This window comes from Streptomyces qaidamensis (assembly GCF_001611795.1).
Taxonomy (GTDB): Bacteria; Actinomycetota; Actinomycetes; order Streptomycetales; family Streptomycetaceae; genus Streptomyces; species Streptomyces qaidamensis.
Genome location: NZ_CP015098.1, coordinates 3,454,625 through 3,473,033, shown reverse-complemented (window position 1 = coordinate 3,473,033; position 18,409 = coordinate 3,454,625). Strand labels below are relative to the sequence as shown.

The following is an 18,409-nucleotide window of genomic DNA, read 5'->3' as shown; positions in this document are numbered from 1 at the left end:
TCTGCGCCGGTGCGCACTCGCCCCGCGGCGCCCCCGCCGCTCCCCGAAATTGCGTGGCACGCCCGATCACCCGACCACTAGGCTCCTGCGCTTCGGTGCCGGCGGCGAGGAGGGCTGTGGATGTGGGCTCGGGACGGTTGTACGCGGCCGTCGCGGCGGGAGGCTTCCGGCGGTACGCGACGTACCGGGCGGCCACGGTGGCCGGAGTGTTCACCAACACCGTCTTCGGCGTCATCCTCGTCTACACGTATCTGGCGCTGTGGCACGAGAAACCGAACCTCGGGGGGTACGACCAGGCGCAGGCCGTGACGTACGTCTGGCTGGGGCAGTGCCTCTACGCGACCCTCGCGATCCAGGGCGGCGGCGCCGAGAAGGACCTGATGGAGCGCATCCGCACCGGCGAGATCGCCGTCGACCTGTACCGGCCGGCCGATCTTCAGCTGTGGTGGCTGGCGGGGGACGTGGGGCGGGCGCTGTTCCAGATGCTGGGGCGGGGGGTGGTGCCGTTCGTTTTCGGCGCGGTCTTCTTCCCGATGGCACTGCCGACGGACGTCACCCCGTGGGCGGCCTTCGTGGTGACGCTGCTGCTGGCGACGGTCGTGAGCTTCGCCCTGCGCTATCTGGCCGCGCTGAGCGTGTTCTGGCTGATGGACGGCATGGGTGTGAACCAGGTCCTGACAGTCACGGGGATCTTCTTCTCGGGCATGGTGCTGCCGCTGAACGCCTTCCCGGGCGCTCTCGGCGAGGTGGTGCGGGTGCTCCCGTGGGCGGCGCAGATCCAGATGCCGGCGGACGTGCTGATGGGGGAGACCGATCCGCTCGGGGCGTTCGCCTTCCAGGCGGCGTGGGCGGTGGCGCTGCTGGCGGCGGGGCGGCTGCTGCAGTCGGCCGCGACACGCAGGGTGGTGGTGCAGGGTGGGTGAGCGCAGTGCCGTGGCCGAGGGGCTGCGGGCCTACCGGCTGATCGCCGGGATGTGGATCAGGTCGAGCATGACCTACCGCACCTCGTTCGTCGTCACGGTGTTCGGGAACCTGACGGTGACCTGCCTGGACTTCGTGGGGATCCTGCTGATGTTCTCGCAGGTGGACTCGCTGGGCGGCTGGTCGCTGCCCGAGGTCGCCTTCCTCTACGGGCTGTCCGTGACGTCGTTCGGGATCGCCGATCTGGCGCTCGGCTCGATGGACGTCCTGGGCGCCCGGATGCGCGACGGCTCCTTCGACACGCTGCTGGTGCGTCCGGCGCCGGTGCTCGCCCAGGTCGGGGCCGACCGGTTCGCGCTGCGCCGGCTGGGCCGGATCACCCAGGGCGCGGTGGTGCTGGGCTGGGCGCTGGCGTCGGTGGACGTCGAATGGACCGCGTCCAAGGTGCTGCTGGTGCCGGTGATGGTGGTCAGCGGCGCGGCGATCTTCTCGGCGGTGTTCGTGGCGGGTGCGGCCTTCCAGATCTACGCCCAGGACGCCGCCGAGGTGCAGAACGCGTTCACCTACGGCGGGACGACTCTGCTGCAGTATCCGCCGACGGTGTTCGGCAAGGACCTGGTGCGGGGCGTGACCTTCGTGCTGCCGCTGGCCTTCGTCAACTGGGTGCCCGCCACCTACGTGCTGGGGCGGCCGTACCCGGTCGGGCTGCCCGGGTGGATGGCGTTCGCCTCGCCGCTGGTGGCGGTGGCCTGCTGCCTGCTGGCCGGGCTGGCGTGGCGGACGGGGCTTCGTTCGTACCGGAGTACAGGGAGTTGAGTTGACCGAGTCGGCGAGCGGGTTCATCGAACTCGACGGTGTGGAGAAGGTCTTCGAGGTGCGCAGGAAGACCGGCTTCATGAAGCGGGAGCGGCGGCAGGTGAGGGCCGTCGACTCGATCTCCTTCCGGGTGGAACGCGGCGAGATGGTCGGCTACATCGGGCCCAACGGCGCCGGCAAGTCCACCACGATCAAGATGCTGACGGGCATCCTCACCCCCAGTGCGGGCCGGCTCAGGGTGGCGGGCATCGATCCCTCCCGGGAGCGGACGCGGCTGGCGCACCGCATCGGCGTGGTGTTCGGGCAGCGCACGACGCTGTGGTGGGACCTGCCGCTGCTCGCCTCCTACCGGCTGATGCACCGCATGTACCGGATCCCGGACGCCCGTTACCGGGAGAACCTCGACCGTCTGGTCGAACTCCTGGATCTGGGAGACCTGCTGGACGTGCCGGTACGGCAACTCTCCCTCGGGCAGCGGATGCGCGGCGACATCGCGGCGGCGCTGCTGCACGACCCGGAGGTGCTGTACCTCGACGAGCCGACCATCGGGCTGGATGTCGTGTCGAAGTCCAGGGTGCGGGAGTTCCTGCGGGAGTTGAACGCCGAGCGCGGCACGACGGTGCTGCTGACCACGCACGACCTGCAGGACATCGAGCAGTTGTGCAAGCGGGTGATGGTCATCGACCACGGGCGTCTGATGTACGACGGCTCGCTCGCCGGGCTGCACGAGGCCGGGGAGAGCGAGCGGACCCTGGTCGTGGACCTGGAGCGGGAACTGCCGCCGATCGAGGCGCCGGCGCCTGCCCGGGTGGTCCGGGTGGACGGTCCGCGGCAGTGGCTCGCGTTCCCGGCGGGGGAGTCGGCGGCGCCGCTGGTGGCGCGGATCGCGGCCGATTACCCGCTGGTGGACCTGTCGGTCCGGGAGCCGGACATCGAGGCGGTGATCGCGAAGATGTACGCGGAACAGGCCGAGCGGGCGATCTCGTAGCCCCCGGCGGGGTGAACTCGTAATCTGCTGTGTATGACCGACGACGCCCTCCCGGACCTCCGCGCCTCCGACGCCGACCGTGAACGGGTCGCCGAGATCCTGCGGGACGCCCTCGCCGAGGGCCGTCTCGACATGGCGGAGTTCGAGGAGCGGCTCGACGCGACGTACCAGGCCCGGACGTACGGGGAACTGGCGCCGATCACCCGGGACCTGCCGGCCGCGGGCGTGACCGTCCCGGCGGTCTCCCTGACGAAGGACCCGGCGGCCGCCCCGGACTGGTCCGGGCGGATCGTGGGCGGCGAGGGGTCCTCCACGTGGGCCGTGGCCGTGATGTCCGGCTTCCAGCGCAAGGGGCGCTGGACGATGCCCCGGCGGTTCACCTGCTTCGCCTTCTGGGGCGGCGGCGAGATCGACCTGCGCGAGGCGAACTTCGCCGACCGCGAGGTCGAGGTCAACGCCATCGCGATCATGGGCGGGGTGGACGTGATCGTGCCGCCCGGAGTCGAGGTCGTCGTCCGCGGCGTCGGCGTCATGGGCGGCTTCGACAGCCGCGAGGAGGGTGTGCCGGGTGAGCCGGGCGCCCCGCGGGTCGTCGTCACGGGCTTCGCGTTCTGGGGCGGTGTCGGGGTGCAGCGGAAGCTGACCCGGGCACAGAAGCTGCGCATCCGCGAGGAGCGGCGCCAGGAGAAGCTGGAGCGCAGGGCGGGGCGGCGGGAGCCGGACGGGGAGCCTTGAGCAGCGGTGTGCCCGCCGCCTGTGGTCGGGCAGCGGGCACGGGACGGGACGGCGCTACAGCTCCGCCGGTGCCGACCCCTTCAGCGTCTCCAGGTCGAAGGACTCCGCCATCCGCGCGTACCCCTTGTCGCTGGGGTGCAGATGGTCGCCGGAGTCGTAGTCGGCCCGCAGCCGCCGCGGGTCGTACGGGTCCCGCAGCGCCTGGTCGAAGTCGGCCACCGCGTCGAACACCCGCCCGGCGCGGATCTCCGCGTTGATCGTCCGGCGGACCGCCTCCCGGGCCTCCGTGTACCCGCGGTGCCCGTAGAACGGCATCAGGGTCGCGCCGACGACCTTCACCCCGCGCGCGTGGGCCTGCCCCACCATCGTGCGCAGGCCGTTCAGGATCGCGTTCGGGTCGGCGAGCTGCGGGTTGCGCAGGATGTCGTTGACGCCGAGGTCGATGACGACGACCTTGACGTTCGTCCGCTCCATGACGTCCCGCTGGAAGCGGTTCAGCCCGCTGGGGTTGTCCGCGGGGCGGCCCAGCCCGTCGGCGAGGACCTGGTTGCCGCTGATGCCCTGGTTGACGACGCTGTAGCGGGGCAGGTCACGCCCGGCCGCGATCTCCGCGCGCAGCCGGTCGGAGAGCACGTCGGTCCACCGGCTGTTGGTGTCCGGCGTGGAGGTGATGCCGTCGGTCAGGGAGTCGCCGAGGGCGACGATCGTGCCCTCGGACTCGTTGCTCAGCACGTCCAGCGCGGTCAGGTACCGCCAGGAGCCGGTCCGCTCGGTGTAGGGCGTGCCGGTCGCGTCCTGCGTGTGGTCGCCCTGGGCGACGTAGGAGACCTGCCGGGCGTGCCGGTGGTAGGTCACGGGGCCGGAGCCGGCTGGGGTGTAGGTGGTGATCAGGACGTCGGAGTCGTGCGGGACGACGACCCGTACCGCGTCGCTCATCACCTGCTGTCCGGGCGGGATGACGACCGCGGGTCCGCCGCTGAAGGTCAGCTGCCGCATGGTGTCCGCGAGCGCCGCCGCCGTACCACTGCCCGCGGACACGGCGATCGTCGCCCGCGTGATGTTCAGCGGCGACTGGCCGTAGAGATTGGACAGCGTCACGCGGGCACCCGTACCCCCGACGCTGGTGTGGACGACGTTGCGTACCGAACGGTCCGCCATGCCGGTCGTCTCGGTGCCGGGTTCGGCGGCGGAGGGGGACGTGGACCAGGTGCCGACCCAGGTGCCGGTGGAGGCGGGGGCGGCGGAGTTGTGGGGGGCGCTGCCGTCGCCGAGGGCGTTCCGGTTGCGCAGGCCGTCGTCGGACGCCACGCCGACGTATATGGCGGTGGAAAGGGCCACGATCGCTGCGACGACCAGGGCCAGGAGGGCGTAGCCACGTCCTCGGGTCATGCTGTTCAGTTCTCCTCGGGCGATGGGAGCCCAAGGCTCCGATCTGATGTGCCCATGATGCGGCATGGGCCGGGGGGAGCTCACAGGACCCCATGGCATTACCCCCTCCCGACAGACGCCGGGAACTCCTGTTCCGTTCCAGGAGTCGGTCAGGAAGGGACAATGTGTGCGGGATCACCAAGCGGGTGGAGCGGATGGAACGGACGAAAGCAGCAGAAAAGGACGCCGGTATCGGAGGGCAGCATGCCCGGCCCGGCGGCGCGGTGAACCGTGCGATGACGACCTTCAGCCCGGCGGACGAGGAGAAGCAGCGCGGCGTACGGCAGATGAAGCTCACCGCCACCGGACTCCTGGTCTTCGTGGCCGTGGTCTACGTCCTCGCCAAGTGGGCACAGAACTCCGGCGCCGGCCCCTGGGCGGGCTATGTGGCCGCGGCCGCCGAGGCGGGCATGGTGGGCGCGCTCGCCGACTGGTTCGCCGTCACCGCCCTCTTCCGGCACCCCCTCGGCATCCCCATCCCGCACACCGCGATCATCCCCACCAAGAAGGACCAGCTCGGCGTCTCCCTGGGCGAGTTCGTCGGTGAGAACTTCCTCTCCGAGGACGTCGTACGGCAGCGGCTGCGCGCCGTCGGCATCGGCAGCCGCCTCGGCGCCTGGCTCGCGGTCCCCGAACACGCCGACCGGGTCACCGCCGAGCTGTCCACCGCCCTGCGCGGCGCCCTGACGGTCCTGCGCGACTCCGACGTCCAGGCCGTGGTCGGCGAGGCCATCACCCGCCGCGCCAACGCCCAGGAGATCGGGCCCGGCATCGGCAAGATGCTGGAGAAGGTCGTCGCCGACGGCGGCCACAAACGGGTCGTCGACCTCGTCGTCAACCGCGCGCACGACTGGCTGGTGCTGCACCGCGACGAGGTGATGGACGCCGTGGAGGGCGGCGCCCCCGGCTGGACGCCGAAGTTCGTCGACCGCAAGGTCGGCGAGCGGGTCTACCGTGAACTTCTGCGCTTCGCCACCGAGATGCGCGACATGCCCGGCCACCCCGCCCGCGGCGCCCTCGACCGCTTCCTCACCGACTTCGCCTCCGACCTCCAGTCCGACACCGACACCCGGGCCCGCATCGAGCGGCTCAAGGGCGAGGTGCTGGGCCGCGGCGAGGTCCAGGACCTCATCGCCAGCGCCTGGACGGCCGTACGATCCATGATCGTCGCCGCCGCGGAGGACGAACGCAGCGAGCTGCGGCTGCGCGTGCGGGCATCCCTGCTGTCGCTGGGCTCGCGGATGGCGGCCGAGCGCAAGGTCCAGAACAAGGTCGACAAGTGGGTGGAGGACGCGGCCGTCTACGTCGTCACCACCTACCGCAAGGAGATCACCTCCCTGATCACGGACACGGTGGCGAGCTGGGACGCCGAGCACACCACGAAGAAGATCGAGGCCAACATCGGCCGCGACCTGCAGTTCATCCGCATCAACGGCACGGTGGTCGGCTCCCTGGCCGGCCTGCTGATCTACACGGTCTCCCGCGCGCTGGGGGCGTAAATCCGGGGCGTGAGAAAAGGTGCTCAGGGCACTCGACCCGGGTTCGCCCGATGGGGAGGGAGCCCATGACCACCGCGCACGCCGAGACCGGCCGAACCGTGACGACCGACATCCCCGCCCGCCTCGACCGCCTCCCGTGGTCGCGCTGGCACTGGACGATCGTCATCGGTCTCGGCACCGTGTGGATCCTCGACGGACTCGAAGTCACCGTCGTCGGCAACATCGCCAGCCGCCTGTCCGAACCCGGCAGCGGTCTGCCCATCACCTCCGGCGAGGTCACCGGCATGGCGGCCGCCCTGTACGTGGCGGGCGCCTGCCTGGGCGCGCTCTTCTGGGGCCGCCTGACGGACAAATGGGGCCGCAAAAAACTCTTCATGATCACCCTGGCGGTCTACCTGGCGGCCACGGCCCTCACCGCGATCGCCTTCGACACCTGGTGGTTCTTCCTCTTCCGGTTCCTCACCGGCTTCGGCATCGGCGGCGAGTACGCGGCCATCAACTCCGCGATCGACGAGCTGATCCCCAAGGAGTACCGCGGCCGCACCGACCTGATGATCAACGGCAGCTTCTGGCTGGGAGCCGTCTTCGGCTCGCTGCTGTCGATCGTCGCGCTGGACACGGACATCTTCGCGGCGAACGTCGGCTGGCGCCTCACCTTCGCCCTCGGCGCGGTCCTCGCCCTGGTGATCCTCCTCGTCCGCCGGCACGTCCCCGAAAGCCCGCGCTGGCTCCTGATCCACGGCCGCGAGGACGAAGCGGAACGCATCGTCTCCTTCATCGAACGCAAGATCGAGGAGGAGAGGGGTGAGCCGCTGCCGCGCCCCGAGGGCGAGATCACCATCCACCAGCGCCGCAGCGTCTCCTTCATCGAGATCGGCCGCACGGTCTTCTCCGCCTACCGCAGGCGCGCCATCCTCGGCTTCTCCCTCTTCATCGGCCAGGCCTTCCTCTACAACGCCATCACCTTCGGCTTCGGCGCGATCCTGACGACGTTCTTCGACGTCCCGAGCGGCAACACCGGCTACTACTTCGCGGTCATCGCGCTCGGCAACTTCTTCGGCCCGCTGCTCCTCGGCAAGCTCTTCGACACGGTCGGCCGCCGCATCATGATCTCCGGCACCTACATCCTGTCCGGCCTGCTCCTCTTCGGCACGGCCTGGCTCTTCGACCAGGGCTCCCTGAGCGCGGCCACGATGACGGCGTGCTGGTGCGCGGTCCTGTTCTTCGCCTCGGCCGGCGCGTCCAGCGCCTACCTGACCGTCTCCGAGGTCTTCCCCATGGAGACCCGCGCCATGTCGATCGCGTTCTTCTACGCCATCGGCACGGCAGCCGGCGGCATCAGCGGCCCGCTCCTCTTCGCCAAGCTCACGGAATCCGGCGTCGTCGGCGACACGGTCCTCGCGTTCTCGATCGGCGCGACGCTGATGTGCCTGGCGGGCCTGGTCGCGGCGCTCCTGGCGGTGAAGGCGGAACGCCGCTCCCTGGAGGACATCGCCACGCCGCTGACGGCGGTGGACAGCGGGGGCACCGACGGCGCGTCCAAGGGCGGCTCCGGGACGGAGGGGGCTCGGACGACGGCGTAGGTCTGGTGGCCGGGGTGCGATCGGAGCATGCGGGCCGCGAACGGAAGGGCAAACAAGGGCAGGGCCGGCCCACATGCTCCGACCGCGCTACTCGGCCACTCCTCGACGCCCCCGGTCACGCTTCCGCAGCAACAGCAACCCGCCCGCCACCGCGCCGATCCCCGCCGCGGCGGCCCAGCCCGCCGCATCCCCGGAACCGGTCGCGGCGAGGTCGCCCCCGGCAGCCGGAGACGCCGAAGCCTGCGGCCGCACACCCCCGGCACCCCGTGCCCCACCGGACGGATCCGGGCCCGGCGTCGACCCGGCGGCCGTCTCCTCCACCCGCTCCCGGGTGAACGCCAGCGTCCCGAACCCCAGCTGGTCGAACCCCCCGCTGTTGGGCCCGTAATCCCCGCCCCCGCCCTCGGGCGCGGCCTTGGCTGCCGCCCGCGTGAGGTACGACGCCGGCAACCCCCGCCGCTTGGTGTAGTGGTTGGCGATCATCGCCCAGATGGGCCGGGTCATCGACGGGTCCACGCCCGCGACACCGGACGCCGTCTCGCTCCCCGACCCCCCCCCGATCGCCCCCTTCCTCCGCGTGTTGGCCCTGTACGGCACATCCCCGCCCAGGCTCCACTTGGCCACGTACTGCGCCCCCTTGAGGAACCGGCTGTCGTCGTACCCGTACAGGTCGATCCCCTGGTTCCACGCCATCTCGCACACCGTGCCCATCAGCCCGACCCCGAGCAGCGCATGCCCCTGATCCCGACCGGCCTCGACCCACTCGCCGAGCCCGTCCTCGTGGACGACGGGAATGGCGTGCTTCACCGACCCCATGCCGTCCCCGTGCTTGAAGTACTCCACGGCCCGCTCGACCACGGCCCGTTCGTCGCAGAAGATCCCTGTCGCGAGCACACACGCGATCGCCGTCAGGTCCCAGTTGGGCCAGTAGTTCGTGACGACGGCGCCGTTGTGCCTGGTCAGGAAGTCGTCGCTCAGCGGATGGAAGACGGTGCGCATCAGCTCCCGCGCCCGCCCCAGGTCGAAGTCCCCGTGCTCCCGCACCAGTTCGGCCGCGTTCGCGAACTGGTAGCCGTACAACCCCGCCGCCAGGAACCGATCGGCACTGCCCTCCAGCCTGGTCAGCTTCCCCGACCAGGCGTTGAGGATCGCCACGGCGGTGTCGGCGTGCGCCTCCTCGCCGCTGACGTGATACCGCAGGGCGTTCTGGTACGCGGCGTGGATGTCGTTGTAGAGGATCCCGTAGTTCTCCGGCGACCCCGACCCCCGGTACACGACGGCCTGCGGATTCGGCCGCCACCCGCTCTGCGCATGCCGGTTGGCGGTGAGCTTGGCGAACCCGGCGGCGTACGGTCTGGCACCCGCCCTCACCTTGGCCGCCATACGGTCCAGATCGGTGCGGGTGTGCAGCAGCCCGGGGTGAGCGAGAGGGGCGCCGGCAGCGTCGGCCGGCGTGGCGAGCGCAGGCGCGGTCACAGTCGCAGTCGCACTGATGCCGATACCGATGCCCGCTGCCTTCACCACGCTCCGGCGGCTGATGATCTGTCGTTTCACGTCGTCGTACCTCAGCGTCACAAGTCGCGTACCTGCGGGGGACGGTGAGGAGACGTCCGGCGGTGCGGGCGATAACAGAAACTGCGCTATAGTTGATCTGTGTCCAGTCGCCGGAACTCCGGTGGGCGGACAGTGCGTTGGTGGTCCAAGGAAAGACGCCCCACTTCCTGTGGGGAAATGCAGGTGCAAGGCCTGCCCGGCGCTCCGATCAAGAACCCGGCCCTGGGATTCAGGGCCGGGTTCTTTGCTGTCGCCTACGCGCCGGTGTCGCCTACGCCCGGCCGTCGCCTACTCGCTGGGACTCCGCCGGTCGGCGACCGCCCACGACGCCAGCCCCACGGCCCCCGCCACCCCGAACACGGCAGGCCAGGCGCCCACCTTCTTGGCCAGCGGATGAGACCCGGCGAAGGCGGCGACATACGCGGCCGACAACGCCCCCGCGGCCACCCCACCGGCCTGCTGCCGCCACTGTCGCGCGGCCACCACCCCGGCCGCGGCCAGTACGACCCCGCCGAGCGGCCGCTGCCTGGTCCAGCGGGCAACGCCGTACCCGCCCACGAGCCCGCTCGCGGCGACCACCGCACTCGGAACCTTCGCCATACCTGCCTCCTGCGTCCTGCGCCGTGCTGGGGATCTTGAGGCTAGCCCGCAGCTTTCCGAAACCCGAACCTGAGCCCAGGCTTGTCAAGTTTCCTCCTTCGAGCTATATAAGAAGACGCAGACCGTAGGGCATCGCACCACTGCACCTGAAGAGAGGAGTGACCAGTGATGCTCATGCGCACGGACCCCTTCCGTGAACTCGACCGACTCACCCAGCAGGTCTTCGGCCCCGCCGCCACCCGCCCATCGGCGATGGCGATGGACGCCTACCGCTCCGGGGACGACTTCTTCGTCCACTTCGATCTCCCCGGCATCGACCCCGAGACGATCGAACTGGACGTCGAGCGCAACGTCCTCAACGTGCGAGCCGAGCGCAGGTCCCCCGCCCCCGAGGGCGCGGAACCGCTCGTCGCCGAGCGCCCCACCGGCACCTTCACGCGCCAGCTCTTCCTCGGCGACACACTCGACACGGAGCGCATCGACGCCTCCTACGAGGCCGGCGTCCTGACCCTGCGCATCCCGGTGGCCGAGCAGGCCAAGCCCCGCCGCATCCAGATCTCGGGCGGCGACACCCGCAGGCAGCTCAGCGGCTGACCGCACCGCACCGCCCACAGCCAGGTCGCGCCGCCGGCACGATCCCCGGCGGCGCGACACGGGCCCCCTCACCCTCACTCACGCACCCGGAGGAAAACCCCACACATGAGCACGACGACGGTGCCCCGTGTGACTCCCAGCCGCGCCCCCCACACCACCGAAGGCAACGGCTGGCCCCAGCTGATCGAAGCGGTCCGCGAGACGGGCCTGTACCCCACCCGGACGAAGGCGGAGCAGGTCACCCGCACCGTCCTGGCCGCCCTCGGCACCCACGTCACCGGCGACGAGCGGGTCGAGCTCGCCCGCTCCCTGCCCGGCGAGGCCGCCCGGCTGATCGCCGCCCAGATCCCGGCCACGCACCGGCTCACGGCCGCGCGCTTCGTCGACGAGGTCGCCTCACACACCCCCGGAGCCACATCCGCCACGGCCCGCTGGGACGTCAGCTCGGTCCTCAGCACGCTGCCGCCCCTGATCGGCGACGACCTGGTCACCCGCATCCTGGCCCAGCTCCCGCCCGGCTACGCCCTCCTGTTCGGCCGAGCCGACCTGACCCCGGCGTCGTAGGCTCCCGCAACTCAGCGCGCAAGGCGGCCACCCCTTGAGACGCAGGGGGTGGCCATGCCGCCTTGACCTCAAGTTTGCTTGAGGTCCTACGTTGACCGCATGAGCGCACAGACCGAGAACCTCAAGGAGTACTCCCCGGAGGAACTGGCCGCCCAGCCGATCGGCGCCTGGACCGGCGAGGCCTACCGCAGGGTGGTGGGGGCCATCCGCGGCCAACTGGCCGTGGAGAACCTCACCCAGCCCCACTGGTGGACCCTCAACCACGCCTCCGGCGCCCCCGGCCACTGGACCCGCGCGACCCTCACCGGCCGCCTGACCCCCTACGACGACCAGAACACCGACTTCAATGCGGTCTACGACGACCTCATCGCCCGGGGCTGGCTCACCCAGGACGCGACGGGCGCCATGACCCTCACCGAGGAGGGCGAGGCCGGCCGCCTCCGCGCCCGGGAACGCAACCTCCGCGTCCATCACCGCACCCACGAGGGCATCACCCAGGCGGACTTCATCACGACGATCAACGTGCTGCGCCGCATGGTCGCCAACCTGGGCGGCAACGGAAACCTCCCCGAGAACCCCAAATAGTTCGACAGACCCAGGCCTCCCCACGCATCCTGCGAACCGCACCTCGCGCAGCGAACCCACTTGAGGGAGAAGGCCGTTGAACCCGACCATCCGCCACATCACCTTCGACTGCACGGGCGAGCCCTACGAACTGGCCTGCTTCTGGTCCGAGTTCCTGGGCCACCCGATCTCCGACATCGACAAACCCGGCGACGACGAGGTCCTGCTCGAACTCCCCGACGGAGTGCCCGGCCTCCTCTTCGTCAGAGTCGAGGAGGCCAAGACGGCGAAGAACCGCATCCACTTCGACCTGGGCCCCACGGGCCGCACCCGCGCCGAGGAGGTCGAACGCGCGGTCTCCCTCGGCGCCCACATCCTGACGGACCGCACCCTCCCGAACGGCCGGGGCTGGGTGGTGATGGCGGACCCGGAGGGCAATGAGTTCTGCGTCGAGCGGGGCTAGAGGCTGGTCGCGAATCCATCACCATGCTTTCCCTCGACCGCATCAGGGGTCTCCTGCGCGAACTGGACGACCCGGAGCACCTCGAAATCCCGCAGCACTACGACCTCCCGGCCGCCCGCGACCGCTTCACCCGCCTGACCAGCGCCCTGAAGGTGCGCTACGGCCAGTCCGCCACGCCCGGCATGCCCCAGGACGCGAGCTACTACGGCGCCGTCTCGGTCCCTGCCTCCGCCACGGGCACCGACCGCCCCCTGTGGGTACTGATGAGCAACTTCGGTCCCTTCGTCACGGCCGGCACCGGCAGGGACGGGGGAATGCCCGGCTGTGAGGAGGGCCTGACCGAGGAATTCCTGATCTGGCTCGACGAACTCTGCACGGAGCTGGGATGCGTCCACGTACCCGTGACCCTGCTCCTGGAGCCGTACGACGGCCGGGCCCAGTTGGAGCCTCCGGAGGAGGACGAGGAGGTGCTGAGGGCGTGGGCGGCCGCCGAGTACGGCTTCGATCCCGACGAGGACGAAGACGAGGAACTGCCGCTGGCCTGGTGGGACAGGTACTTCCAGTACATGTGAGCCGCACGGCGATGGGCGCCACCGCCCACCCCGCGGCGCCGACTCAGGAGCTGTAGAACCGAACCAGGAGGCATGCTTGTCAGCGGTCGAAGACCAACCACGGGTGTACGAGATCCGCATTGCCGGACACCCGAGCACGGAGGAGGCGCTCGCCCTCCAGGACCCGATCAAACGCCTCCTGTGCCCGGACCCCGACCACGCGCCCCCGTGCGAAGTCCCCTGGAGCTTCACCGTCGCCGACGACGGGCCCGACGGAGGCTCCACGGCGCTCGTCCTGGGTGTGTATGCGTCCGAGGGGGAGGCCACGCGGGTGGCAGCCCAGGTGCGCAACCTGGCGGGCGCGGGGAGGGCCGTGGCTGTGAGTGAGGGTGATGCCGGGGAGTGGGAGGAACTCGTGGAGCAGTATCGGTTCGAGAGGGGACTGCACTCAGAGCGGAGCGGTCCCGGGCAGTAGGAGACCAGGCATCTTCGGGTGCTCCAGGCGCTGTCCCCTGTCGCACACTCGCAGTGTGAAGGTCTCCGGCCCTGGACGGCCTGCGGCGTCGAAGGCGTCCAGGACGCCCTCGACGCGCTCCCACAATCTCACCGGGCCGCCCTCTCGTACGTGCCAGTCGCCGTCCACGGGCGTCAGCGTGGCCGCGGAGCCGCTCACGACGTCGACCAGGTACACGACCTCATCGACGGTGACCATCTGGGCGTTCGGTACGGCGCATTGGGCGAGGAACCGCAGATGGAACGCCCCTTCGGTCACAGCCGCGAGGCGCTCCGGACCGTGTCGGGCCGTTCTGGGCTTGTCCGGAAGCCCGGCGGCCCAGTGGGCAGGATTTCCGAACGCGGGAGCGGCATGTGTCCGCGCAGACATGAAGGACACCGTGCCGGGCAGCAATCCCCCCTCGGCCGTGCCATCCCCGGCGACGGTGAGCAGCACACGCGCATAACCGTAGAGCCATCCCGACAGGGTGAGCAGGACCTTTCCGCCCGGCCGGGTCTGCGCGAGCAGGGCAGGTGGGACCGTACGGAAGGAGCAGGCGGCGACGACTCGATCGAAGCGGGCCTCGGGCCAGTACCCGTACAGCCCGTCCGCCACGGCCAGGGTCGGGGTGTAGCCGCAGCCGTACAGCGCGTCCGCCGCCGCCTCCAAGCGACGGGGGTCGACCTCGATGCTGGTGACATCTCCGGAATCGAGACGCTCACAGGCCAGCGCGGTCGAGTAGCCGGTGCCGGTCCCGATCTCCAGCAGTGTGTGTCCCTCGGCCACTTCGGCGTCGGACCACATACGCACCACCAGGGATGGCAGCGTGGACGACGAGGTGGGCGCGCCACCGTGCCGTACGACCGGTGCCCGCCAATCGGGTTCCTCTCCGTCGAACTGGGTGATTAGCGTGGTGTCCGAGTACACGGCCGCCAGCCACCGGCCGTAGTCGAGCTCGGCGGTGACCGGTTCCCAAGCCGTCAGTCCCTGCTCGTCACGCTCGCCGGCGGGCAGGTAGAACCCGCGCACGAATCGGTGCCGTGGCACCGCTTCCACAGCGGCCCGCCAGGCCGGGTCAGCCAGACCTTCGTCCTGCGAGAGGGCGTCCACCATGGCTGCGCGTAGCGGGACCCCATCGGTTTCGGGGTCAGCGGGCATCGCCATCACCTGGTGTCTCCTTCCGTACGTTGTTGCTCAGAATGTCGGCGAATGCCTCGGCGATGTGCGCCGCCTCCGGAAGCCAGCCCCACTGTCCGTTCGGATTGCACTCGATGGCCCACCAGTCGTCGGGATCGTCCCCGTCCCCGGTGAGCGCGAAGTCGAAGCAGCCGAAAACCAGACCGAAGGACTCCAGGTATGCGTGCAGGGCAGCCTCGATCGGCGCAGGTACGGCGATGGAGGAGTGCGACAGCTCGTCCCAGTCGCCACGACGCCAGTCCAACGCTCGGTCGGGCGTGATGATCTGCTGGGCGAAGACCCGATGGCCCACCACAGTGATCCGTACATCCGCGCGTTTGGGGACCTCTGCCTGGAATAGGTGCGCGGTCACCGTCAGGGACTCGTCGAAGCTGTCAGGGTCCACCCGCTGGGTCCAGATCGCGCCGGTGTGGCCGTCCTCGCTGCGGGGAAGCCCGCGGAACGTCTTGCAGACGACCCGTCCGTGATCGGCGGCGAACTTCCTGGCCGTATCCGCGTCGTTGGTGATCAGCGTGGGTGGGACCCGAAGCCCCAGTACGGCAAACCGCTGCAACTGGGCCGGCTTGAAGTCCGCGCGAGCCACCGCATGCGGATGGTTCACGTACGTCGCCATCCGCAGAGCGTTCAGGACACCACCCAACCCGTGCCTCGCCTCTGCCTCGCAGAAGACCTGCTGTTGCCGGGGGAGATGCCCGAAGCGGGCGGTGTACGGGGTGGGGCGACGGTAGTAGACCGCCGCCACCTCCCGTACGTCCACCTCTCGACTCGGGGTGGTCAGCCGCCCGGCCCACACAGGATCGTCTTCGCCGAGGCGGAATCCGAAGGCCAGGTCGGCTCCGATATGCGCGGGATCGACGCGTACGACAGGCACCTCGCGCTCATTGAGCGCATGGATGACGAGATCCGCGGTGACGTCCTCCAACGCGGTGACCACCAGAACCGTGGACGCCACCGGTCAGTCCGACTCGTAGTCGGTGGTGTGGTCGTCCTGAGTCTGTGGCTGCGGATTCTGCCCGTCCCCGCCTCCGGAGATCGATGCGGTTCCCGTCGTCCTGGATGTGCCGTGCTTGCCCATCTCGACGGCCCGGCCGTCGGTACCCGTGTACCGAGCCGTCTGTGAAGGCCCGTCCAACACGACGCTCGCGTACGACGGCGGGCGTACGGGCAGCCGGTCCGTCACGAGTCGCATGGCCCACGGGCCTTTGACGACCACAGCCTTCACGAGTCCACCGTCGTCATGCGAGCGGACCTCGCCCTCCGCGGCCAGTCGAGCGCGACCCGCTCCGAGCAGGTCGAGGACCGCACGCGAGGGACACAGTTCGCCCTCGTGCCGCGGCGGAACAACCCAGTACGTCCCCGGCGGTTGCCGTCTGTCGATGCGCGGAACCCCCAAGTAGGTGCCACGACCAAGGCACGTCACGGCATCGTCGTTGACCCACGCGAGACCGGCATGCCCATCGACCAGGGCGTAATAGGTGCCTCCCGCCACTCGGCGGTCGAAGATGATGCCCCCTCCCAGTAAGCCACTTAGCTCGGCCCCCACGCGGTCCTGGTCCTCGGACTGGACGGCGGCGTGCACGATCTCGGACGGCATACGCACGGCGGCGAATCGCCGGCCGAGAGGCAGCAGCGCGACGCCCTGCGTGGCCCACTCCGCCCATACGCGCTCCGGGTCCGGGTGCGTCCGAGCCAGCCACTCCGAGACCACTCCGTCCAAGCCCTCATGTGTGTACACAACGTGCTCCCTCGCTGTCCGACGGTGTGCACGGGACAGAGTTCACCAACCGATCTGTCTATTCGAGGACTTTGGAAGGCTGTTGAGAGGACATCAAGAGGGCCTAGGTACCTACTTGAGGTGGATCCGATGTCCTGTAGGGGACTCACGTGGGAAGGTTGGAGCCGCAGACAGCAGGAGGAGGTGGCTCATGCCAAGGCCCACAGGCAACGTTCGACTCAAGGCGGCTCGGGTGGCCGCCGGCTTCAACTCGCAGCAGGACCTGGCCGACGCTCTCACCGAGCATGCGAAGGACATGGGCATTCGAGGCTTGTCCATCGGGGTGCGTCAGGTCCGGCGCTGGGAGTCGGACAATCCACCGTGGCCCCAACCAGACTGTCAGCGCGTGCTGGTACACCTGCTCGGCCAGAGCCTGGAGACCCTCGGCTTCACGCCTCCGTGGGGGGCGGAAGGAACGGTGCCTGATGACGCCAGGCGCAGGCGGGTTGCCGGTGCGGCGCCGGCACCGGGTCTGGCGATCGGAGCAGGCCGTGCCCCAGCCGCCTCGCACCCGGAGACCGCCGGAGCGGACTTCGAGGCCGTCACTCGTTCCCACCGTCGGCTCTACTGGTCGGTCGCACCGACCACACTGCACCCGGCTGTCGTGGCACACGCGACGCTCGGCTGTGCCCTGCTGCCGGAAACGTCCGACTCCACCCGGCGTACGATCGCCGCTGCCCTTGCCGAGACGTACCTCCTGGCGGGCCGGATCGAGTTCTTCGACCTCTCCGAGCCTGCCACCGCACACGACACGCTTCTCCTCGCCCTGCAAGCGGCGGGCGAGGCCGACCACGCATTGCTCGGTTCGGCGATCATCGCGCACATGGCCTTCATCCCGGGCTGGGTGGGCGATCAGGAAGGAGCGCAGGAGCGGATGATCGCGGCCCGGACCTACGCCCGCCGTGCCCCTGCCTCCGCCGAGTTCCTCGCTTGGCTGGACGCAGTGGAGGCCGAGTGCGAGACCAGGTGCGGCGACACCCGAACCGCGCTGAATCTGATCACCCATGCCGAGGACGTCCTGGAGGCCGGAAACGAGCACCCGTCACCGCCGTGGCTGGACTGGTTCTCCCCGGCGCGGCTCGCGGCCTTCAAGGGAAACACCCAGCTGCTCGCCGGCCACCTCCCGCAAGCCCGGGCTGCGCTTCTCCAGGCGCTTGAAGCCATGACTCCGGGCGAGGAGAAGCAACGAACGGTCGTGTACGGCGACTTGGCGGCCGTCGAAGCGGCCTCGGGCAATCCCGAAGAGGCCTGCGAGTACGCGGGCAAGGCACTCGATCAGCTGGCTCTCACCTGGTACGCCACCGGTATGGACCGGGTGCGGGAAGTCCGACGTGCGTTGACTCCGCACCAGCACGAGAGCTGTGTTCGCGACCTCGACGACCGCCTGTACGACTGGTCGACGACCCTCAGCGCGTTGAGGCGTTGAACGAGTCCACCCTGGAGGCAAGCTCGGTGAGGGTCTCGATACGGAAGGTCGGCAGCTCCTTGGCTTCGGTGCTGTTCCACTGAATCCCGGCCCACGGCCCGCGATGCACGAGCGCGGTACGCATCCCAGCCTGCCTGGCAGGCGCGATGTCGTTGTCGCACCGGTCACCGACGTACAGAATCTCGCCGGCCTCGAAGGGCACGGCAGCGGCCACGCGCTTGAAGAACTCGGGGTCGGGCTTACTGGCGCCCCAGTCGTCGGAGGTACCGATCAGGTCGACGTCATCGGAGAACAGCTCCCGCAGAATGCCACCGGCCCGTACGGTCTGGTTGCCGGCGATCCCGAGCCACAACCCGGCGGCCCGGAGCTGTCGGAGGGCGGGCCGAACATCGCTGTACAGGTCGTCTTCCCCGAAGCTCTCCGGCTGCCCGGCAGCGGCCCGCTTCTCCCGCTCGGCGTACAGATCGAACCCGGGCCGGAACTCCTGGAAGGTCTCCCGGTAGTCACGGCCCTGGGCGATGACGGCCCCGAACATCGCATGAAAGGTGTGCCTCGGCACGCCGAGCCAGTCGGCCCAAGTCCCGTACTCCCGGGTCTCGTCCACGAGGCACTCACCGACGTCGAAGACCACTGCGCGAATCATGAGGGCAGAGTATCGG

At 69.9% G+C, this 18,409-nt stretch carries 20 protein-coding genes; 13 read left to right on the top strand and 7 right to left on the bottom strand.

The genetic code is table 11. The features are described from left to right. Nucleotides 1-122 precede the first annotated feature (122 nt). The 4 genes from A4E84_RS15235 to A4E84_RS15220 are packed head-to-tail and all read left to right on the top strand — an operon-like array spanning nucleotide 123 to nucleotide 3,460. Nucleotides 123-923 (top strand): ABC transporter permease, encoded by an 801-nt coding sequence (locus tag A4E84_RS15235; protein ID WP_062927105.1) that lies wholly within the window; start codon nucleotides 123-125, stop codon nucleotides 921-923. After that, nucleotides 916-1,737, top strand: coding sequence for an ABC transporter permease (locus A4E84_RS15230; protein WP_062927104.1), 822 nt, complete (start codon nucleotides 916-918; stop codon nucleotides 1,735-1,737). The genes A4E84_RS15235 and A4E84_RS15230 overlap by 8 nt, the downstream gene beginning before the upstream one ends. Nucleotide 1,738: 1 nt before the next feature. Next, entirely contained in the window at nucleotides 1,739-2,725 is a 987-nt protein-coding gene (locus A4E84_RS15225; protein ID WP_062927103.1) for an ABC transporter ATP-binding protein, read from the top strand. A 33-nt stretch (nucleotides 2,726-2,758) separates the two neighbouring features. After that, on the top strand, nucleotides 2,759-3,460 hold the full coding sequence (locus A4E84_RS15220) for a DUF1707 SHOCT-like domain-containing protein (RefSeq protein ID WP_062927102.1): 702 nt from the start codon (nucleotides 2,759-2,761) through the stop codon (nucleotides 3,458-3,460). Nucleotides 3,461-3,514: 54 nt separating this feature from the next. Here the strand turns inward: A4E84_RS15220 and A4E84_RS15215 are convergent, their stop codons facing one another. Beyond that, the gene (locus A4E84_RS15215) at nucleotides 3,515-4,849 is read right to left on the bottom strand and encodes an SGNH/GDSL hydrolase family protein (RefSeq protein WP_062927101.1); all 1,335 of its coding nucleotides are present in this window, start codon (nucleotides 4,847-4,849) and stop codon (nucleotides 3,515-3,517) included. 194 nt (nucleotides 4,850-5,043) lie between these two features. On the opposite strand from A4E84_RS15215, the gene A4E84_RS15210 reads away from it, so the two are divergent. Together A4E84_RS15210 and A4E84_RS15205 are read left to right on the top strand one after the other, a co-directional pair. Further along, nucleotides 5,044-6,387, top strand: a complete 1,344-nt coding sequence (locus A4E84_RS15210) for a DUF445 domain-containing protein (RefSeq protein WP_418082204.1) — start codon at nucleotides 5,044-5,046, stop codon at nucleotides 6,385-6,387. A gap of 65 nt (nucleotides 6,388-6,452) precedes the next feature. Beyond that, nucleotides 6,453-7,970: an MFS transporter gene (locus A4E84_RS15205; protein ID WP_062927099.1), complete on the top strand. Its 1,518-nt coding sequence runs from the start codon at nucleotides 6,453-6,455 to the stop codon at nucleotides 7,968-7,970. Nucleotides 7,971-8,057: 87 nt separating this feature from the next. Here A4E84_RS15205 and A4E84_RS15200 read toward each other — a convergent pair whose 3' ends face one another. Then, nucleotides 8,058-9,524 (bottom strand): alginate lyase family protein, encoded by a 1,467-nt coding sequence (locus tag A4E84_RS15200; protein WP_418082203.1) that lies wholly within the window; start codon nucleotides 9,522-9,524, stop codon nucleotides 8,058-8,060. Nucleotides 9,525-9,812: 288 nt separating this feature from the next. Then, a complete protein-coding gene (locus A4E84_RS15195; RefSeq protein ID WP_062927098.1) occupies nucleotides 9,813-10,124 on the bottom strand; it encodes a hypothetical protein in 312 nt (103 codons plus the stop codon). Nucleotides 10,125-10,292: 168 nt separating this feature from the next. Here A4E84_RS15195 and A4E84_RS15190 point away from each other — a divergent pair, with 168 nt between their 5' ends. The 6 genes from A4E84_RS15190 (at nucleotide 10,293) to A4E84_RS42195 (ending at nucleotide 13,335) form a co-directional block, all read left to right on the top strand. Continuing rightward, on the top strand, nucleotides 10,293-10,718 hold the full coding sequence (locus tag A4E84_RS15190) for an Hsp20/alpha crystallin family protein (protein WP_174569430.1): 426 nt from the start codon (nucleotides 10,293-10,295) through the stop codon (nucleotides 10,716-10,718). A 105-nt stretch (nucleotides 10,719-10,823) separates the two neighbouring features. Further along, nucleotides 10,824-11,282, top strand: coding sequence for a DUF2267 domain-containing protein (locus A4E84_RS15185; RefSeq protein WP_062927096.1), 459 nt, complete (start codon nucleotides 10,824-10,826; stop codon nucleotides 11,280-11,282). Nucleotides 11,283-11,381: 99 nt separating this feature from the next. Further along, the gene (locus A4E84_RS15180; protein WP_062927095.1) at nucleotides 11,382-11,867 is read left to right on the top strand and encodes a hypothetical protein; all 486 of its coding nucleotides are present in this window, start codon (nucleotides 11,382-11,384) and stop codon (nucleotides 11,865-11,867) included. A gap of 76 nt (nucleotides 11,868-11,943) precedes the next feature. Continuing rightward, on the top strand, nucleotides 11,944-12,309 hold the full coding sequence (locus A4E84_RS15175) for a VOC family protein (protein WP_062927094.1): 366 nt from the start codon (nucleotides 11,944-11,946) through the stop codon (nucleotides 12,307-12,309). A gap of 23 nt (nucleotides 12,310-12,332) precedes the next feature. After that, on the top strand, nucleotides 12,333-12,881 hold the full coding sequence (locus tag A4E84_RS15170; protein WP_062927093.1) for a hypothetical protein: 549 nt from the start codon (nucleotides 12,333-12,335) through the stop codon (nucleotides 12,879-12,881). 76 nt (nucleotides 12,882-12,957) lie between these two features. Beyond that, on the top strand, nucleotides 12,958-13,335 hold the full coding sequence (locus tag A4E84_RS42195; protein WP_063827500.1) for a hypothetical protein: 378 nt from the start codon (nucleotides 12,958-12,960) through the stop codon (nucleotides 13,333-13,335). On the opposite strand, the gene tgmC is transcribed toward A4E84_RS42195, so the two are convergent. The 3 genes from tgmC to A4E84_RS44510 are packed head-to-tail and all read right to left on the bottom strand — an operon-like array spanning nucleotide 13,309 to nucleotide 16,285. Continuing rightward, nucleotides 13,309-14,517, bottom strand: a complete 1,209-nt coding sequence (gene tgmC, locus A4E84_RS15160; protein WP_062927091.1) for an ATP-grasp peptide maturase system methyltransferase — start codon at nucleotides 14,515-14,517, stop codon at nucleotides 13,309-13,311. The genes A4E84_RS42195 and tgmC overlap by 27 nt on opposite strands. Beyond that, nucleotides 14,501-15,502, bottom strand: a complete 1,002-nt coding sequence (gene tgmB / locus A4E84_RS15155) for an ATP-grasp ribosomal peptide maturase (protein WP_062927090.1) — start codon at nucleotides 15,500-15,502, stop codon at nucleotides 14,501-14,503. The genes tgmC and tgmB overlap by 17 nt, the downstream gene beginning before the upstream one ends. A 3-nt stretch (nucleotides 15,503-15,505) precedes the next feature. Continuing rightward, nucleotides 15,506-16,285: a putative ATP-grasp-modified RiPP gene (locus A4E84_RS44510; RefSeq protein ID WP_237304919.1), complete on the bottom strand. Its 780-nt coding sequence runs from the start codon at nucleotides 16,283-16,285 to the stop codon at nucleotides 15,506-15,508. A gap of 190 nt (nucleotides 16,286-16,475) precedes the next feature. Between A4E84_RS44510 and A4E84_RS15145 the strand changes: the two genes are divergently transcribed. Next, the gene (locus A4E84_RS15145) at nucleotides 16,476-17,750 is read left to right on the top strand and encodes a hypothetical protein (protein ID WP_062927089.1); all 1,275 of its coding nucleotides are present in this window, start codon (nucleotides 16,476-16,478) and stop codon (nucleotides 17,748-17,750) included. Here the strand turns inward: A4E84_RS15145 and A4E84_RS15140 are convergent. Further along, nucleotides 17,731-18,393 carry an HAD family hydrolase gene (locus tag A4E84_RS15140; RefSeq protein WP_062927088.1) on the bottom strand — a complete coding sequence of 221 codons (663 nt, stop codon included), beginning with the start codon at nucleotides 18,391-18,393 and terminating at the stop codon, nucleotides 17,731-17,733. The two genes, A4E84_RS15145 and A4E84_RS15140, sit on opposite strands and share 20 nt — an antisense overlap. Nucleotides 18,394-18,409 lie beyond the last annotated feature (16 nt).

What these genes read in the sequence shown, in the direction of transcription:
- A4E84_RS15220 (WP_062927102.1), top strand. Translation starts at nt 2,759, where the DNA reads ATGACCGACGACGCCCTCCCGGACCTCCGCGCCTCCGACGCCGACCGT.
- A4E84_RS15215 (WP_062927101.1), bottom strand. Translation starts at nt 4,849, where the DNA reads ATGACCCGAGGACGTGGCTACGCCCTCCTGGCCCTGGTCGTCGCAGCG.
- A4E84_RS15210 (WP_418082204.1), top strand. Translation starts at nt 5,044, where the DNA reads ATGGAACGGACGAAAGCAGCAGAAAAGGACGCCGGTATCGGAGGGCAG.
- A4E84_RS15205 (WP_062927099.1), top strand. Translation starts at nt 6,453, where the DNA reads ATGACCACCGCGCACGCCGAGACCGGCCGAACCGTGACGACCGACATC.
- A4E84_RS15195 (WP_062927098.1), bottom strand. Translation starts at nt 10,124, where the DNA reads ATGGCGAAGGTTCCGAGTGCGGTGGTCGCCGCGAGCGGGCTCGTGGGC.
- A4E84_RS15190 (WP_174569430.1), top strand. Translation starts at nt 10,293, where the DNA reads ATGCTCATGCGCACGGACCCCTTCCGTGAACTCGACCGACTCACCCAG.
- A4E84_RS15185 (WP_062927096.1), top strand. Translation starts at nt 10,824, where the DNA reads ATGAGCACGACGACGGTGCCCCGTGTGACTCCCAGCCGCGCCCCCCAC.
- A4E84_RS15180 (WP_062927095.1), top strand. Translation starts at nt 11,382, where the DNA reads ATGAGCGCACAGACCGAGAACCTCAAGGAGTACTCCCCGGAGGAACTG.
- A4E84_RS15170 (WP_062927093.1), top strand. Translation starts at nt 12,333, where the DNA reads ATGCTTTCCCTCGACCGCATCAGGGGTCTCCTGCGCGAACTGGACGAC.
- tgmC (WP_062927091.1), bottom strand. Translation starts at nt 14,517, where the DNA reads ATGGCGATGCCCGCTGACCCCGAAACCGATGGGGTCCCGCTACGCGCA.
- A4E84_RS15145 (WP_062927089.1), top strand. Translation starts at nt 16,476, where the DNA reads ATGCCAAGGCCCACAGGCAACGTTCGACTCAAGGCGGCTCGGGTGGCC.
- A4E84_RS15140 (WP_062927088.1), bottom strand. Translation starts at nt 18,393, where the DNA reads ATGATTCGCGCAGTGGTCTTCGACGTCGGTGAGTGCCTCGTGGACGAG.